This window comes from Amycolatopsis sp. NPDC049253, assembly GCF_040678995.1.
GTDB lineage: Bacteria > Actinomycetota > Actinomycetes > Mycobacteriales > Pseudonocardiaceae > Amycolatopsis.
In genome coordinates, this window is record NZ_JBFAQX010000011.1 from 186,346 (window position 1) to 201,832 (window position 15,487).

Sequence of the window (15,487 nt, forward strand, 5' to 3'; positions counted from 1 at the left end):
ATCAGGCCCTTCGACGTCCTCGTCAGCTCCACCGGCCGGCAGAACTGGATAGCTCGATCCAGTAATACCGGCCACGAACTGGATAGTCAAATCCAGTTCGCCGGGTTTTCCGTAGACTGGAGGCATGACGCAGACGGCGACGGCCCGCTTGACGGCACGCGGGCAGGCCACCCGGGACCGGATCGTGTCCGCGGCCGCCCAGCTGATGGCCGAGCGCGGCGTGGCCGGCACCAGCACCCCCGACGTACGCGACGCCGCCGGGGTCAGCTCGTCGCAGATCTACCACTACTTCGCCGACAAAGGCGCCCTGACCAGGGCCGTCATCGAGTTCCAGACGACGCGCATCGTCGGCGGTCAGCACGCCCTGCTGTCCCGGCTCGACAGCTTCGCCGCGCTGCGCGCCTGGCGCGACGCGCTCGTGCAGCTGCAGCAGGACCTGCACTGCGAGGGCGGCTGCCCGCTGGCCACCCTCTCGGGCGAGCTCGCCGAACACGACGCCGACGCGCGCGCCGCCCTCGCCTACAGCTTCACCCTCTGGGCCGAGGCGATCCGCGACGGGCTCCAGCACATGATCGACCACGGCGTGTTGCGGGAAGACACCGACGCGGAGCACCTGTCGCTGGCGATGCTGGCCGCGCTGCAGGGCGGCCTCGTGCTGGCCCAGGCGCAGCGCTCCACGAAGGCGCTGGAAGCGGGTCTGGACTCGATGATCGCGATCATCGAGCGCCACGCGCCGAAGTAGGCTGCTGCGTCCACAGCGGACAGTCCACACGCGAAAGAGATTCGCCGCCGGAAGACATTTCGGCTCTGCCTTACGGGCCACTGACCCGGATCCCCACCAAATCCCCGGTGCAACTTGCCGTCGCCTCGCGGATCTTCGTCGGGCTTGAGCGTGCCTGCCGGCCGGGTCACGGGGCTGGACGGGAAGATCATCCGGAAGCTGGACAAGGCCATCTGGCCTCTCCGACCCCGCCGTGGCAGCCTGGTGCCGCACCGGACCGTCGCGCGAAGAGGGAGACCGCCATGGAGACCTGGGACGCCATCCGCGCCCGCCGCAACGTGCGCAGCTACACCGACCAGCCGGTCGCCGAAGAGCACCTCACGCGGATCGCCGAGGCCGGCTGGCGCTCGCCGTCGGCCTCGAACCGGCAGCACTGGGACTTCGTGATCGTCACCGACCGCGCCCAGCTGCGTGAGCTCTCCACGGTCTGGCAGGGCGCCGGGCATCTCGCCGGCGCCCAGGCCGCCATCGTGCTCGTGGTCCCCGAACCGGCCGACGACCGGACGCGCGTGCTCGACCAGTACGACCTCGGGCAGGCCACCTACGCGATGATGCTCGCGGCCGCCGACCTCGGCATCGGCACCGGGCACTCCTCGATCGGCGACCAGGACCGGGCGCGCGGGATCCTCGGCGTGCCGGGCGACCACGTCGTGTCGCTCATGCTGGGCATCGGTTACCCCGCCGACCGGCCGTTGCGGCCGATCAAGAATCCCACGCGCCGTCCGTTCGACGAGGTCGTGCACCGCGGCCGCTGGTGACCTTCCGAGTCCCGAACCGTCAGCCGAAGGTGAACGAGTACGCCTGAAGCCCCGGGCTCAGCTTCAGCGTCACAGTCCCCTGCTGGGGCGTCGGTGTCTGCACGACGGCGTGGATGTCCGGGCTGCCGGACACCGGGATCGTCTTCGTGACGCCGCCGGCGGTCGCCGTGACGGTGCCCGTGCCGCCGACGTCGAGGTAGACCGCGGAGGCGTCGTAGGTGAGCGTGAGGGAGGCGTCGTCGCCGGCGGTGAGGTACTCGGGGGTCGTGGTCCACTTGCCGTGGAGGTCGACCGGGGCGCCACCGGCGCCGCTGCGCTCGGAGCCGAGGTAGGTTTCCGGGCTCTGCAACGGGTTCGTGGGGGTGTCGTCGGCGACGTCGGTGCGCGGCGGCAGCGTCTGGCTCGGGTCGGCGGTGGTGAGCAGCTCGCGGATGAGTGACTCGGTGCCGTCGTAGTCGCCCTCGCCGACGGAGACGTGGCGGACCTGCCCGGTGGCGTCGGCGAGGTACTCGGCGGGCCAGGACTCGTTCTTGAACGCGTTCCAGGTGGCGTAGTCGTTGTCGATCGCCACGGGGTAGGTGATGTGCTGGCGTGCGGTACCGTCCGCGACGTTGGCGGGAACGTGCTCGAACGCGTACTCCGGCGTGTGGACGCCGACGATCTCCAGACCTGCGTCGTGGTAGCGCTGGTACCACGCCTCGACGTGCGGAATGGCGCGCTGGCAGTTGATGCACGAGTAGGCCCAGAAGTCGTAGAGCACGACTTTCCCGTGCAGCGCCGCCGGTTTCCCGCCGGGCGTGTTCAGCCACTGGTCGATCCCGACCAGCTGCGGCGCGGCTCCGCAGTCCTGCAGGTCGTCGGACGGCTCACACGCCTGCAGGCTGCCACCGCCGACCTTGTCCGCGCCGAGGGCCTGGTTCAGCCCCGCGGTGTAGTCGGGGATGGCGCGCTGCAGCGCGTCGGTGACGTTGAACGTGAGCGCCACGGCCAGCCCGATCACCACGATCCCCGCGGCGACGCGGACCTGCCGCTGCCGGTCGCGGAACGCCTTCACCCGCTCGGCGACGCGGTTGCCCGCCATCGCGAAGAACAGCAGCGGAATCGCCGTGCCGACGGCGAACGCGAGGGTGAGCGCGACCGTCGTCACGCCGATCGTGTGCGTCGCGCCGGCCACGGTGATGGCCGCGAGCACCGGTCCCGCGCACGGCACGTACACGGTGCCGAGCGCGAGCCCCAGCACGAACGCGCCGCGGTCGCCCGGCACGGATTTTCGGCCCAGGCGGACAAAAGGGCGTTCCAGGAGGTCTTGCACGCGCGGGAACATCATCGCGACGCCGAGCACCACCAGCACCACGAGCCCCGCCCAGCGCAGCACGTCGCCGGGCAGGTGCAGCGCGGCGAGCACGAGCGTGCCGAGGAGCGTGACGAGGCTGAAGCTCAACGCCAGCCCCGCGACGATGAGGAACGGCCGGCGCCGCGTCGGTGCGGCCGACGCACCGCTCGCCCCGCCCGTCATGAACAACACCGGCAGAACCGGGAGAACGCAGGGCGAGATGCCGGTGATCAGCCCGCCCACCAAGCCGATCAGCACCAACGTGATCAGGGTGACCTCCTCTGTCTGCGCACAGAGTAGGCCGGGGCCGGCCGGGGCGGCCGGTCCCGCGTGGACAGTCAGGGATTCGTAACACTCTTGCGCAGACCGGCCTCTTCCAGCAGCGGCACGATCTGGGTGCCGAAGAAGTGGAGTTCGGGCTGATAGTCGTAGAACGTCAGCTGAACGCCGTCGATGCCCGTTTCGTGCAGCCGGCGCAGCTTGTCCGTGACCTCCTCGGGCGAGCCGACGATGTGCAGGTGCCCGCCGACCGCGCGGCCACGGGCCGAGTGCTCCAGCCACGACTGGCTGTCGCCCGCGGCGTGGCGGTCGGTGAACGCGCCGATCGCGCCGAGGTCGGCGTGGTCCATGATCGCTTGGTACCGCGCGTGCGCCTCTTCACCGGTGGGCGCCGAGACGACCGTGGGGTTGATGACCACGCGCACTTCGCGGCCCTGGTCCCGCGCGGCCTGCTTGACCTTTTCCACGTGCGCCGGCAACGCCTCCAGCGCGCGGTCGATGTTCTCGCCCGCCGGGCTGGAGATGAACACGAGGTCGGAGTTGCGGCCCGCGAACGCGAAGCCCGCAGGGGAACCGCTGGCGGACACCAGGATCGGGCGGCCGTACTTCGGCCGCGGCGACACGTAGGCCTCCTGCAGCGCGTAGTGCTCGCCCTGGAACGTGAGGTTGTCCGCGCCCGCCCAGAGGTCCTTGCACACGGCGACGAACTCGTCGGCCATCGCGTAACGCTTGTCGTGCTCGGGCTTGAGCTGGCCGAACATCGCGGGCTCGGTGTCGGCGTACCCGGTGACGATGTTCGCGCCGAAGCGCCCGCCCGAGATGTGGTCGGCGGTGGCGAGGAACTTCGCCAGGTGCAAGGGGTGCCACGGCCCGTACAGCACGTGCACCGTCCCCAGCAACAGGATCGACTCCGTCGCCGACGCGAGCGCGATCGCCGAGACGAACGGGTCCAGGAAGTTTTCGCGGTAGTGCGTCTCCCCGCCGAACCCGCCCTTGGGCAACCACTGCGACAGCCCGAACGCGATGTCGAACCCGAACTTCTCCGCCTGCTGCGTCAGCGCCCGGTTGTAGTCGAACGTCCAGTCCGTCCCGCGCGGCAACGTCGACTGCGACCACCCACCCGTCTGCAGCGGCAGGAACACCCCCAGCATCAACGGCTGCCGCAACACCCGGCTCAACGGGCTGTCGGGGAAATCCTGCGGCTGCGCCGGCTCGGCCAGCCGAGCCCGATCACGTTCGGACATGCACCACTCCTTGCCTCATCCGCCGCGACAATAGGTTGGACGTCAGACGTCTGGCGAGTCTGTCCAGGATCTGGGACTCACTGCCGAGCGAGGGCGGCGGCGAGGTCCGGGTCGAAGTCGCCGGCACGGCTGGCCGGGGCGATTCCGCACGGCCCGTCGGAAATGCCCGGCACGGTGAGCCACAGCTGCTGCGGAGCGCCGTCGCCGGAGAGCGACTCGTACAACCCGATTCGCGCACCGGCCGGGTTGCACGCACCGGACACCGGCTCGGCGTTGCGGCTGCTGTCGATCACGGCGAGGTAGTCGCGTTTTCCGGTGCTCGCGGCAAGGACCCGGCTGATCGCCCGGCTGGTCGCGATGCCCACACGCTCGGGCGTATAGCCGCCGACGTCGGTGGCGAACCCGTCGACGTCCGGCCCGCTCGCCGCGACCCGCCTCGCCGCAACCTCCGGCGACACCGCATCGGACACGTCGAGCAGCACGGTCGTGTGGGCCGCCGCCAAAGCGTGGGCAGCGTCACCTGTTTCGCAGTGGCGCCCGCGGACGACGACCAGCGCGCGGTCGTCCCCCAGCCCCGCGCCACCTCGCCGAACCAGCGCGCACCCCCGTCCGCGCACGCACCGGCCCGATCCGCGTCGAGCAGCAGGGCCGGCAGCGTCCGCACCGCCGCGGCCGCGGTCACCACGGCCCGGACTTGCGCGGCGGCGGTGGCCGCGGGCTCCGCGATCAGCGTGGCCCGCCGGCCTCGTGGCGATGCGCGTCCGGATCGAGTCCGTGCGCGGCCCGGGCGGTGCTGTCCGCACCCATTTCGCGGCCGGGTTGTCGGGGTTGACGGAGAAGCCGTCCATGCCGGCGAGCAACGCGGACGGCGGCTGCCCCGGATGAGGCGGATCGATCGCGTTCGCCGTCGGGCCGCACGCGGCCGGCAGCACGACGACCGGCGCGAGCAGCACGGCCTTCGGGTTCACCTTCACGGGGCGGCGCTCCGTTCAGCCGGCCGAAGCGTTCAGCGCGTCGAGCAGCCACGTGTGCGTGACGCCCATCGGGGCCGGCTCGCCCGTGATCTGGCCCGCCAGGGTCCAGTAGGCGCGCACGCGCGGGTCACGGTCGGGGGCCGTGCGGTGGTTGAGGGCGCGGCGGAAGGCCGGCGTGTCGGTGGTGCGCAGGGCGCCCGCGTGGGCGGCGACGAAGCGATCGAGGGCCGGGCCCGGCGCCGGGCGGGTGCCGGACGTCACGGCGGGGAAGGCGAGTTCGCAGGCCTGCGCGACCTCGGCGTGGAGGGCGGCGAGGTCGGGGATCCGGTCGTGGTCGACCAGGGTGCTGGTGCGCAGGGCATCGACGAACGAGCGGTCCGAGGCGAGCAGCACGAGCGACGCATACGCGACGACCTGCGCGGGCGTGGGCAGCTCCGGGGGCGGCGGGGCGCTGATGTCCAGGAACATGCGGGCCGAGTCGGCGGGGACGGGGCCGGTGGTCATGGGGCGCCAGAGGCGGACGAGGACGTCGTGGGCGGCGTACCCGTCCTCCACGGCCGACAGCAGCTCCAGCCGCGCCGGGCGGTCGAGCGGCGGCGCGTCCTCGACGGCGCGCAGGACTGAGCGTCGCCAGGCGAGCGTCGCGACCTCGCGGTCGAGGGCGGCGCGTTCGGCGGCCACGGCATCGGCCAGGGAGCGGCGGCCGGCGAGGACGTCGGTGATCAGCGGCAGCCCCAAGCCCAGGCCGCGCATCCGGCGCACCAGCGTGAGCCGCTCGACCGCCTCCTCGGCGAAGCGGCGGTGGCCGCCCGCGCTGCGGGTGGGTTCGAGCAGGCCTTCGTCGCAGTAGAAGCGGATCGTGCGGACGGGCACGCCGGTCCGTCGCGCCAGGTCGCCGATCCCCAGTGTGACCCCGGTCACCATCGGTAGAACCTCCAGCCGGATGGAGTTCCTACGGTACGGCCATGGACACCACCCGACTCGCCGAAGCCCTCCACCACCACACCGCCGCCCTCGCCGAAGCCGCGGCCGGCGGCGACCCCGAAGCCCGCGTGCCGACGTGCCCCGACTGGCCGATGCGCGTGCTCGTCGGCCACGTCGGCCAGGCGCACCGCTGGGCGGCGAGCATCGTGCGCTCCGGCCCGTCGCCGGTGCCCGACCCGTTCGACGCGGACCCCGGCGACCCGGCCGGGTGGTCCGCCTGGCTGCGGGCCGGCGCCACGGACCTCGTCGACGCGGTGTCCACGAGCGACAGTCCCGTGTGGACGTTCTTCGGCCAGGGACCCGCCACGTTCTGGTTGCGCCGCCTGCTCAACGACGCCGTCGTGCATCATGCCGACGCGGCGGGCCCGGCGTTCTCGGTCACCCCGGACCTGGCCGAGGACGTGATCAGCGACTGGTTCGGCCTCCTCGCGAACCCCGCCACACGGACGCTCAAACCCGACGTCGCCGGGCTCAGCGGCACCGGGCAGACCCTGCGGTTCCTCCCCGACGACGCCGAGGGCTGGCACGTCACCCGCACCCCGGACGGCATCGAGTGGACCCGCGCCGCCGCCCCCGCCGACGTCACGCTCGCCGGCCCGCTGACCGGCCTCCTGCTCGTGCTCACCCGTCGTCGGCCGGCCGACGACGTGACGATCACCGGCGATCGGGATCTCGTCGACCACTGGCTGGCCCACAGCGCGGCCTGAGCGCCCACGCCGGGTGATCGCGCGGCGGCACCGGGCCTGCACCGGGGGAAGAGCTTCTCCCGCAACGTGCCCGGCCGGTACTCGCGTTGCATGAGGCCGCGCGCCTGCAGCAGCGGGACGACGTGGTCGACGAACTCGGTGAAGCTCGTCGGCGAGATCACGTACTCGAGGTTGATCCCGTCGACGCCCGCGTCGCGCCAGCGCGCGATGTTCTCGACGATCTGCTCCGGCGTCCCGACGACGCGTTTGTTGGTGCGGCTGAGGATCAGCTCGCCGAGCGTCCAGTCGTCCCGCGTGGTCGTGGCGAGGAGCTTGCACACCGGCTCCGACACCTCGCGCCGGCGCAGGTCGCCGACGAGCGCGTCCGGGTCGTCGAGGCCGAAGTCGTGGCCGGCGAACACCGACGCGCGCGCCAGGTTCCCCTCCACCGTCTGGCGCTCCAGCAGCTCGGCGTGGCGCCGCCGGGCCTCGGCCTCGGTGTCGGCGAGCAGGTACGACTGCGGCACGAAAACCTTGACGTGCGCCGGGTTCCGGCCCGCGGCGGCCGCCGCCCGGCGCACGTCGGCGACGATCGGGGCCGCCTCGGCGGGGTCCTGGGAGTTGATGAACAGGCACTCCGCGTACCGGCCGGCGAACGCGCGGCCGGTCGGCGAAACATCGGCGTTGAACAGAACCGGCACCCGCTGCGGCGACGGCTCGCTCAGGTGCGGGCCATCGAGCCGGTAGTAAGGTCCATTGTGGACCACGGCGTGGACCTTGGCCGGATCCGCGAACTCGCGCCGCGCACGGTCGCGCAGCACCGCGCCGTCTTCCCAGCTGTGCAGCCACAGCTTGAGCGCCGCCTGCGTGAAGTCCTCGGCACGGCCGTAGCGCTCCTCGTGGCCCGGCAGCCCGCCGTGGCCGAGGTTGCGGCCCGCGCCCGGCAGGAACGACGTGACGATGTTCCACGCCACCCGCCCGCCCGTCAGGTGGTCCAGAGTGGACACTTTCCGGGCGAACGGGTACGGGTGCTCTTGCAGGATGTTCTGCGTGAACGCGTATCCGAGGTGTTCCGTGTGGTAGGCGAGCAACGGGATCAGCACCGACGGATCACCGGCCGGGAACTGCATCCCCTCGCACACGGCCGCGTCACGCGAGCCGCCGTAGGTCTCGTACGGGGCGAGGACGTCGGCGAAGAAGAGCGTGTCGAACCGGCCGCGCTCCAACGTCCGGGCGAGGTCGAGCCACGTCGAGGGATCGGTGTAGCCGAGCTGGCGGCTGTCCGGCTCGGCCCACAGACCCTGCGCGTGGTGGGACACGGCGAACATGTGGAACGCGTTGAACAGCAACCGCTCAGGCATCGTCGCCCAGCACCTGCGCGCCGATCACGTCCTTGCAGATCTCGGCGGAGTAGGCCATCAGCCAGCCCGCCTGCGCGTCGCGGAACCACCGCTCGATCGGCGAGGTCTTCACATACCCCGATCCCCCGCCCACGCGCACGCCGAGGTCGGCGATCTCCCGGGCGACGTCGTTGGCCAGCAGCTTCGCGCGCATCGTCGCGGGCAGGAAGCCGGACGAGTTCTCGTCGGCGAGCCAGCACATGTGCTGCGCGAACATCCCCGCGGCCTGCAGCCGGCTCTCCAGCTCGCCGACGCCGAAGCGCACCCATTGCTGCTCCGCCACCGTCCCGCCACCGGGCAGCACCTTCCGGGCGCGCGCGTGCTCCCGCAACGCGGCCAGCGCACCGTCGGCCACCCCCAGCGACAACGCCGCCACCCCCGCTCCGATGTGGTTGGGGCGCCGCCGTTTCGACGGCGGGCAGCGGCGTTCGTGCGGCAGGAGCGTGCCCTCGAAGCGGATCACCTGGCTGCCGCTCGCGCGCAGGCCCATCGCGTCCCAGCTCGGTTGGAACGTCATCGTCGCCGGGTCTGCGTCGAGCCCGAAGAACGTGGAGCCGCCGTCGACCTTCGCGTTGACGAGGAAGTGATCGGCGATCTCGCACCCGGACGAGAAGCGCTTCTCCCCGCTCAGCCTGAACCCGCCCGCCACCGCCTCGGCGGGCTGTTGCGACTGCAGGAACAGGTTCCCACCGGCCGGCTCGCTCAACACGTTCGCGAACCGCGCCCCGGCCGCCAGCCGCTCGGCGAAGAACCGCGCCACGTCCGGCTCCGACATCGCCACCAGCCCCGCCGCCGCGCCGACGTGCATCACCCACACGCACGCCGTCGAGGGACATGCCGCGCTCAGCACGCGGACGATCGCGCCGTAGCTGCGATAGCTCAGGTCCTGGCCGCCGTACTCCGCCGGCAGCAACGCGGTGTCGAGCCCACTGGCATTGAGCCGGCGGAGGTTCTCGACGGGCAGCTCACCGGTCCGGTCGCGCTCGGCGGCGGTGAGCGCGAACTCTTGTGCGAGCCGCTGTGCCAGGTCCAGAGCCGGCGGCCCGAGCGGATGTCCGGCAGCCATGACGCCTCCCCTGTCCGGCAACTCCCGACCGGCGATCTTGCCAGGAAACGCCGTCGCGGTCAGGCGCCCGCGCCGGCAGAATGCCCGCATGCGCGACCACCGGCACGAACCCGCGCTGAACGCCGTCGTCGAGACCTACGTGACGCCCGGCCGCCGGTACGTTCACCTGGCCAACACCTGTTTCCTGAGCGACGCCGCGCAGCGCGAGACCTTCGGGCGCACACTGGCGCAGGACTCGCTGCGCATCACCGACGACCAACTCGCGCTGCTGCTCGGCTACGAATGGCGCGCGCAACTGACGGCGTCGTGGCTCATCGCCTTCGCACGGCGAGAGGCGTACCGCGACCGGATCGGCGAGCTGCTCCTCGCGGACGAACGCATCTATGCGGGCCGAGGGTTCTGTTTCGCGCTGGCGCGATTCGGCACGGACGAGGACGCACGCCTGCTGGTCGACTACCTCCACGCGTTCCTGCCGCGCACCGACCGCGGCGAGCAGGACGCGGCCCTGGGCGCGCTCGCCTACCTCGACGCGCGGCTGGGCACCGGGCACGCGGCCCCGTTCCTCGGCGAGAACGGCCCCTGGGCCCGGTGGCTGCGCACGAGGTCCCCGCTCGCCGACGCGGCGGCGGTGCGCGACGACCTCCGTGAGGTCATCGAGACGTGGTGCTCCTATGCCGACGAGTACCTGAGCGCGTCCTGAAACGACGGGACAGGCTCAGACCTGACGCGCCGTCGCCATCGCGCGTTCGGTTTCCCAGAACGCCCGCATCGACGTGATCAGCCCGTTCTCGCCCACGCGGTACACGAACACGCCGTCGGTGTCCACGCGGTAGCCGCCGGGCAGGTAGGTGGTGATGGTGCCGACGTTGGCGCACTCCGTGCCCGCGGCGAAGGAGTCGCGGATCACGAACTCGAAGCGCTCCACGTGGGCGATCGTCAGGTCCCAGAACGCGCCGATGCCCTCGGGGCCGTGGTGGCCGTTGCCGTGCTCGTCGAACATCGACGGGCCCACCGGGTCCTCCACCACGGCGTCGGGCGCGAACAAGGCCAGCCACGCGTCCTTGTCTTTCGCTGCGACCGACGTCATGGACCGGAACGACGCCAGGCGAGCCGGCGGCTGGGCCGCGTCGACGTCCCAGCTGACTTCGACACTCACGTCACTCCCCCGATTCGCGGAACTTCGCGATGACCTCGTCGCCGAACTTGCGGATCGCGTCGACCTTCGGGCCCACCGCGGCGTCGAAACCGAGACCCTCGAACACCCACGGCATGGTGATCGCGTCGGTCACGCCCACCTCGGCCTGCTCGCGGAAGCCGTCGAGCCCGAACCGGTCGACGCAGACCGCCTGGAACTCGAACGGATCGGCCTCGCGCCCGCGTTCGGCCAGCAGTTCCTTGAGCCGCTTGATCGTGTCGCGCAGCTGGTCGAGCGTCATCATCGCCGACGACCAGCCGTCGCCCACGCGCGCGGCGCGGCGCAGCGCGATGTCGGTGTGGCCGCCGATGTAGAACGGCACGCGCTTCGGCGGCGTCGGGCTCATGCGGAGCTTGTCGAAGTCGAAGAACTCGCCGTGGAACTCGACCATGCCGCCGTCGAGGATCAGGCGCAGCACCTCGATGGCCTCGTCGAAGCGCTTGCCGCGCCGTTCGTACGGCGCGCCGCACCACTCGAACTCCTCCGGCGACCAGCCGATGCCGAGCCCGAGACCGAAGCGGCCGCCGGTCAGCGCCGCCACCGAGTTCACCTGACGCGCGAGCAGCACCGGATTGCGCGAGCCGAGTTTCAACACGGACGTGTAGAACTCGAGCTGCTCGGTCACCGCGCCCATCGACGCCGCCGCCACCAGCGGGTCGACCCACGGCGTTTCCTCGGTCCAGAACCGGCTGCCGTCGGGCGTGTACGGGTAGTCCGCGGACACCTTCTCCGAGTAGAACAGGGAATCCGGCAGGACGATCGAGGAGAATCCGGCCTCCTCGGCGGCGCGGGCGAGCTCGCCCAGCTGATCGAGGGGGTTCATCGCGATCGACAGGGAGAACTTCATGCCCCGACTGTAACGTGTTCTACTTTGCCCGGCCAGAGGTGCTCCACGTCACCCCTCGGGAACCCTCAGCGCAGTGTCCGCGTTGTCCGGTTCAAAGGCGGCTACGGGGCCGCCGAGACAAGCTCACCACGTGGAGTGACCCATGGGCACCGCGATCCTGCTGATCGTGCTCGTCGTCGTGATCGTCGGGGGCGGGCTGTACTTCGCCCGGTCGCAGGCCGCATCGCGGCAGCGGCAGCTCGACGACGCGAAGGCCGACGCGCGCCGCCTCGTCGAACGCCTCGGCGGGCAGGTCCTCAACCTCTCCGGCACCGACACGGCCTCCCAGCAGGCGATGGCCGACGCCAGCGAGCGCTACAACGCCGCCGGCTCGCAGATGGAACAGGCCAAGACCGTGGAACAGGCTCGGCTGGTGAAGGACACCGCCGTCGAGGGCCTTTACTACGTCCGCGCCGCCCGCACGGCCATGGGCCTCGACCCGGGCCCGGCCCTGCCGGAGGAGGCCGAGCGCGAGCGCGCCGGCAAGGTGACCGAGCACCGCAAGGTCGACGTCGAGGGCCAGCACTACGAGGCCTCTCCCGACCCCGGCCAGGACACGCCGTACTACTACCCCGGCGGCCGCGTCGCGGGGCGCCCGGTGCCGCAGGGCTGGTACAGCGAGCCGTGGTGGAAGCCCGCGCTCGTGGCCGGCGCGTGGGGCCTGGGCTCGATGTTCCTGTTCAGCGCCATGTTCTCCGGCATGAGCGGCATCGCCAGCGCCTCGGCCTGGGAGTCGGGCTACGACGCCGGCCAGCAGGACGCCCTCGAGTCCGGCGACCAGGGCGGCGACGGCGGTGACGGCGGCGGCTTCGACGGCGGCGACGGTGGCGGCCAGGACTTCGGCGGCTTCGACGGCGGCGGCTTTGACGGCGGCGGCTTCGGCGGCGGCGGCTTCGACTTCTAGCCCACAGCGACGTCCGTGAAGGGCACCTCGAGGGACTTCGACTCCCCCAGGGTGCCCTTCGCGGCATTCAAGACCCGAGGCCGCGGCACCCGCCCACCGCAGCGCGACCGAAAGCCGAGGCCCGGCAACGGGGCCAAGCCGAACGAGCCCGGCGACGCTCGCCCCAAGCGCACGGTTGACCACCGGGCGGCAGTCCGCACCAACCCCACGACCCCCGACACGACTCGACCGTCCGCACAGCCACACGCGGCGCAAACCCGGGGCGCCCCAACCACTTCGCCGGCCGGGTCCACATCGGACTCACCCCGTGATCGGCCGGATCCCCATCAACGTCCCCGACAGGTGCTCGGCCGCCGGGCTGCAGAGGAAAGCCGCGAAGGGCACGATGTCCTCCGGCTGGCCGACGCGGCCGCCCGGGTAGCGTGCGCTCACTCGCGCGATGTGTTCCTCGCTCGCCGCGACGCGCATGCCCGGCGTGACCGTGAGCCCGGGGGCCAGGGCGACCGTGCGGATGCCCTGGTCCGCCAGCTCCTGGTGCACCACGTTGCTCAGCAGGTGCACGCCGGCCTTCGACGCGCCGTACGCGCCGGCGCCGGGGCCGGCCTGGGTGCCGACCATGCTGCCGACGTAGATGATCCGGCCGCCGCCCCCGCGGATCATGAGCGGCGCGAAGTGCTTGGTCACGAGGAAGCAACCCACGAGGTTGCTGTCGAGGATCCGCCGCAGATCGGCCAGCTCGAAGTCCAGCACGCGCATCGTGCCGGCGGGCGGCATCCAGCCGGCGTTGCTGATCAGTGCGTCGACCCGGCCCCAGTGCGCGTCGACAGCCTCGGCAGCGGCGCGGACCTGGTCCTCGTCGGACACGTCCGCCACGACGGCGAGCGGCTTCGGGGCGTCCGGCACCGAAGCGACGATCTCGTCCACGGTGCCCGCCGCCTTCGCCGAGCTGCGCGCGAGCACCGCGATCCGCGCGCCCTCGCGCGCCAGCCCCAGTGCGAGCGTGCGGCCCAGCCCCTGGGCCGCACCAGTGATGACGATGACCTTGCCGCGGATGTCCACCTGCATATGCACTCCTTCAATATGTGGTCTCCAGCCCAAGTTTAGCCTCAAGCCCAAACTTGGGTAGGCTGGCGCCGTGACCGGACGACGGGAGGCGAACCGGGCCCGGATGCGGGCGCGCCTGCTCACGGCCGCGCTCAAGCTGTTCGAGGAGGCCGGCTACGAAGCGACGACGATCGACCACATCGCCGCGGAGGCCGACGTCGCACGCCAGACCGTGCTCAACCACTACCCCCACAAGCGCGATTTCCTCGTGGAGTGGGGCCAGGACCGCCGCGACCAGCTGCTCGCCGTCGACGATTCCGACGAACCCGCGCGCACGCGGCTGCACCGCTACTTCACCGCGCTCGCGGCCGTCAACGAGCGCGAACGCACCCTCACGCGAATGCTGCACGTGAGCCTGCGCCACGACGAGGTCGTCGCCCACCAGCACCCCGTGCCCGACGCGACGATCGACGCCATCCGCCACGGCCAGGACCGCGGCGAGCTGCGGGCGGATCTCCCGCCGCGCACGGTCGCCGAAGTGGTCACCGCGATCTACGGCGACACCCTCCGCCGCTGGCTCACCGACGACGCGCCGCCGTTCGACCTGGCCGCGGCGCTGGCCGAGCGGCTCGACCTGCTGCTCGACGGCCTCACCGCGTGACTCAGGCGGGCTGGCAGGACGGGCACCAGTACAGGTTCCGCCCCACGAGCTCCTGGTGCGCCACCGGCGTGCCACACACCAGGCACGGCATCCCGGCGCGCCGGTAGACGTACACCTCGCCGCCGTGCCGGTCCTCGCGCGGCGCGCGGCCCTGCGCGGCCGGCATGTGCTCCGGCGCCACCGTGTCGATGCGGCCGACGCGCACGCCGTGGCGCATCAACGTCACCAGGTCGGCCCACATCTCGTCCCACAGCCCGCGGTCGAGCGCGCGGCCGGGCACCATCGGGGCGACGCCGTGGCGGAACAGCACCTCGGCGCGGTACACGTTGCCGACCCCGGCGAGCACGGCCTGGTCCATCAGCAATGCCGCCACCGAAGTGCGCGAACGCGAAATCCGGTCCCACGCGAGGTCGGGCTTGGCGTCGCGGCGCAACGGGTCGGGCCCGAGCCGCGCCTTGATCGCGTCGACCTGGGCCGCGTCGAGCAGCTCGCACCGGGTGGGGCCGCGCAGATCGGTCCAGTGCGTCAGCCCGATCAGGCGCATCCGCACCTGGCCCACCGGTTCGGTCTCGGGCAGCGGCGTTTCGCCGAACGTGCCGTACAGGCCGAGGTGGACGTGCACTGTCCCGTGTGGACCGTAGTCGTGGAACAGGTGCTTGCCGTACGCCTCGGCGGACTCCAGCACCTGCCCGTCGAGCTTCGCCGCTTCGTCGGCGAACCGGCCCTGCGGGCTGGAAACCGAGACGGGCGCGCCGGCGTAACGGCGTTTGTGCAGACGGGCGAGGCGGTGGAGGGTGTGCCCTTCGGGCATCAGGCTTCCGGCAGGGGCGGCGGCGTGCCGGTGCGCTCGTAGTCGAGCAGCTGCTGGATCCGGCGCCCGTGGCGCTCCTCCGGCGACGGCTCGGTGGCCAGGAAGGCCTCGACGATCTCGGTGGCCTGCTCAGCGGTGTGCATCCGCGCGCCGACGCCGAGCACCTGCGCGTGGTTGTGCTCCCGGCACAGCTGCGCCGTCTCGACGCTCCAGCCGAGACCCGCGCGGATGCCGGGGACCTTGTTGGCGGCGATCTGCTCGCCGTTGCCCGAGCCACCGATCACGATGCCGAGGCTGCCCTCGTCGCCGGACACGCGCAGCGCCGCGGCCACGCAGTACGCGGGGTAGTCGTCGACGGGGTCGTAGCTGTGCGGACCGACGTCGACGACTTCGTGCCCCTGGCCCGCGAGGTGGCTGGCCAGGTGGTTCTTCAGCTCGAAACCGGCATGGTCGGATCCCAAGTAGACACGCACAGCGGCGA

At 71.9% G+C, this 15,487-nt stretch carries 16 protein-coding genes and 1 pseudogene; 6 read left to right on the forward strand and 11 right to left on the reverse strand.

Annotation, left to right across the window (positions count from 1 at the left end; all coding sequences use genetic code 11):
• Positions 1-124: 124 nt before the first annotated feature.
• On the forward strand, positions 125-742 hold the full coding sequence (locus tag AB0K15_RS25410; RefSeq protein WP_364055138.1) for a TetR/AcrR family transcriptional regulator: 618 nt from the start codon (positions 125-127) through the stop codon (positions 740-742).
• Positions 743-1,023: 281 nt separating this feature from the next.
• A complete protein-coding gene (locus tag AB0K15_RS25415; RefSeq protein ID WP_364055141.1) occupies positions 1,024-1,539 on the forward strand; it encodes a nitroreductase family protein in 516 nt (171 codons plus the stop codon).
• A gap of 19 nt (positions 1,540-1,558) precedes the next feature.
• On the opposite strand, the gene AB0K15_RS25420 is transcribed toward AB0K15_RS25415, so the two are convergent.
• The 4 genes from AB0K15_RS25420 to AB0K15_RS25435 form a co-directional block, all read right to left on the reverse strand.
• On the reverse strand, positions 1,559-3,130 hold the full coding sequence (locus tag AB0K15_RS25420) for a cytochrome c biogenesis protein CcdA (RefSeq protein WP_364055336.1): 1,572 nt from the start codon (positions 3,128-3,130) through the stop codon (positions 1,559-1,561).
• Between the two features lie 80 nt (positions 3,131-3,210).
• Positions 3,211-4,395 (reverse strand): LLM class flavin-dependent oxidoreductase, encoded by a 1,185-nt coding sequence (locus AB0K15_RS25425; protein ID WP_364055144.1) that lies wholly within the window; start codon positions 4,393-4,395, stop codon positions 3,211-3,213.
• 77 nt (positions 4,396-4,472) lie between these two features.
• Positions 4,473-5,369: a glycoside hydrolase family 6 protein gene (locus tag AB0K15_RS25430; protein ID WP_364055147.1), complete on the reverse strand. Its 897-nt coding sequence runs from the start codon at positions 5,367-5,369 to the stop codon at positions 4,473-4,475.
• 15 nt (positions 5,370-5,384) lie between these two features.
• Positions 5,385-6,293 carry a MerR family transcriptional regulator gene (locus tag AB0K15_RS25435; protein ID WP_364055150.1) on the reverse strand — a complete coding sequence of 303 codons (909 nt, stop codon included), beginning with the start codon at positions 6,291-6,293 and terminating at the stop codon, positions 5,385-5,387.
• Between the two features lie 41 nt (positions 6,294-6,334).
• Between AB0K15_RS25435 and AB0K15_RS25440 the strand changes: the two genes are divergently transcribed.
• Positions 6,335-7,060, forward strand: coding sequence for a maleylpyruvate isomerase family mycothiol-dependent enzyme (locus tag AB0K15_RS25440; RefSeq protein ID WP_364055153.1), 726 nt, complete (start codon positions 6,335-6,337; stop codon positions 7,058-7,060).
• A gap of 65 nt (positions 7,061-7,125) precedes the next feature.
• Here AB0K15_RS25440 and AB0K15_RS25445 read toward each other — a convergent pair.
• Positions 7,126-8,400 (reverse strand): annotated as a pseudogene (locus AB0K15_RS25445) (NtaA/DmoA family FMN-dependent monooxygenase); the annotation flags it as partial.
• On the reverse strand, positions 8,393-9,505 hold the full coding sequence (locus tag AB0K15_RS25450) for an acyl-CoA dehydrogenase family protein (RefSeq protein WP_364055156.1): 1,113 nt from the start codon (positions 9,503-9,505) through the stop codon (positions 8,393-8,395). The pseudogene AB0K15_RS25445 and the gene AB0K15_RS25450, both read right to left, overlap by 8 nt.
• Before the next feature lie 88 nt (positions 9,506-9,593).
• Here AB0K15_RS25450 and AB0K15_RS25455 point away from each other — a divergent pair, with 88 nt between their 5' ends.
• Positions 9,594-10,205 (forward strand): DUF6000 family protein, encoded by a 612-nt coding sequence (locus AB0K15_RS25455; protein ID WP_364055159.1) that lies wholly within the window; start codon positions 9,594-9,596, stop codon positions 10,203-10,205.
• Between the two features lie 15 nt (positions 10,206-10,220).
• On the opposite strand, the gene AB0K15_RS25460 is transcribed toward AB0K15_RS25455, so the two are convergent.
• On the reverse strand, positions 10,221-10,661 hold the full coding sequence (locus tag AB0K15_RS25460; protein ID WP_364055162.1) for a nuclear transport factor 2 family protein: 441 nt from the start codon (positions 10,659-10,661) through the stop codon (positions 10,221-10,223).
• Between the two features lies 1 nt (position 10,662).
• Complete coding sequence (locus AB0K15_RS25465) at positions 10,663-11,547, reverse strand: TIGR03619 family F420-dependent LLM class oxidoreductase (RefSeq protein ID WP_364055165.1); 885 nt, start codon at positions 11,545-11,547, stop codon at positions 10,663-10,665.
• 142 nt (positions 11,548-11,689) lie between these two features.
• On the opposite strand from AB0K15_RS25465, the gene AB0K15_RS25470 reads away from it, so the two are divergent.
• Positions 11,690-12,490, forward strand: coding sequence for a hypothetical protein (locus AB0K15_RS25470; RefSeq protein WP_364055168.1), 801 nt, complete (start codon positions 11,690-11,692; stop codon positions 12,488-12,490).
• A 300-nt stretch (positions 12,491-12,790) separates the two neighbouring features.
• Here the strand turns inward: AB0K15_RS25470 and AB0K15_RS25475 are convergent, their stop codons facing one another.
• Positions 12,791-13,555, reverse strand: coding sequence for an SDR family oxidoreductase (locus AB0K15_RS25475; RefSeq protein WP_364055171.1), 765 nt, complete (start codon positions 13,553-13,555; stop codon positions 12,791-12,793).
• A 70-nt stretch (positions 13,556-13,625) separates the two neighbouring features.
• Between AB0K15_RS25475 and AB0K15_RS25480 the strand changes: the two genes are divergently transcribed.
• On the forward strand, positions 13,626-14,195 hold the full coding sequence (locus AB0K15_RS25480) for a TetR/AcrR family transcriptional regulator (protein ID WP_364055174.1): 570 nt from the start codon (positions 13,626-13,628) through the stop codon (positions 14,193-14,195).
• A gap of 1 nt (position 14,196) precedes the next feature.
• On the opposite strand, the gene AB0K15_RS25485 is transcribed toward AB0K15_RS25480, so the two are convergent.
• Positions 14,197-15,006, reverse strand: coding sequence for a DNA-formamidopyrimidine glycosylase family protein (locus AB0K15_RS25485; RefSeq protein WP_364055177.1), 810 nt, complete (start codon positions 15,004-15,006; stop codon positions 14,197-14,199).
• Entirely contained in the window at positions 15,006-15,479 is a 474-nt protein-coding gene (locus tag AB0K15_RS25490) for a ribose-5-phosphate isomerase (RefSeq protein WP_364055180.1), read from the reverse strand. The genes AB0K15_RS25485 and AB0K15_RS25490 overlap by 1 nt, the downstream gene beginning before the upstream one ends.
• Positions 15,480-15,487: the final 8 nt, after the last annotated feature.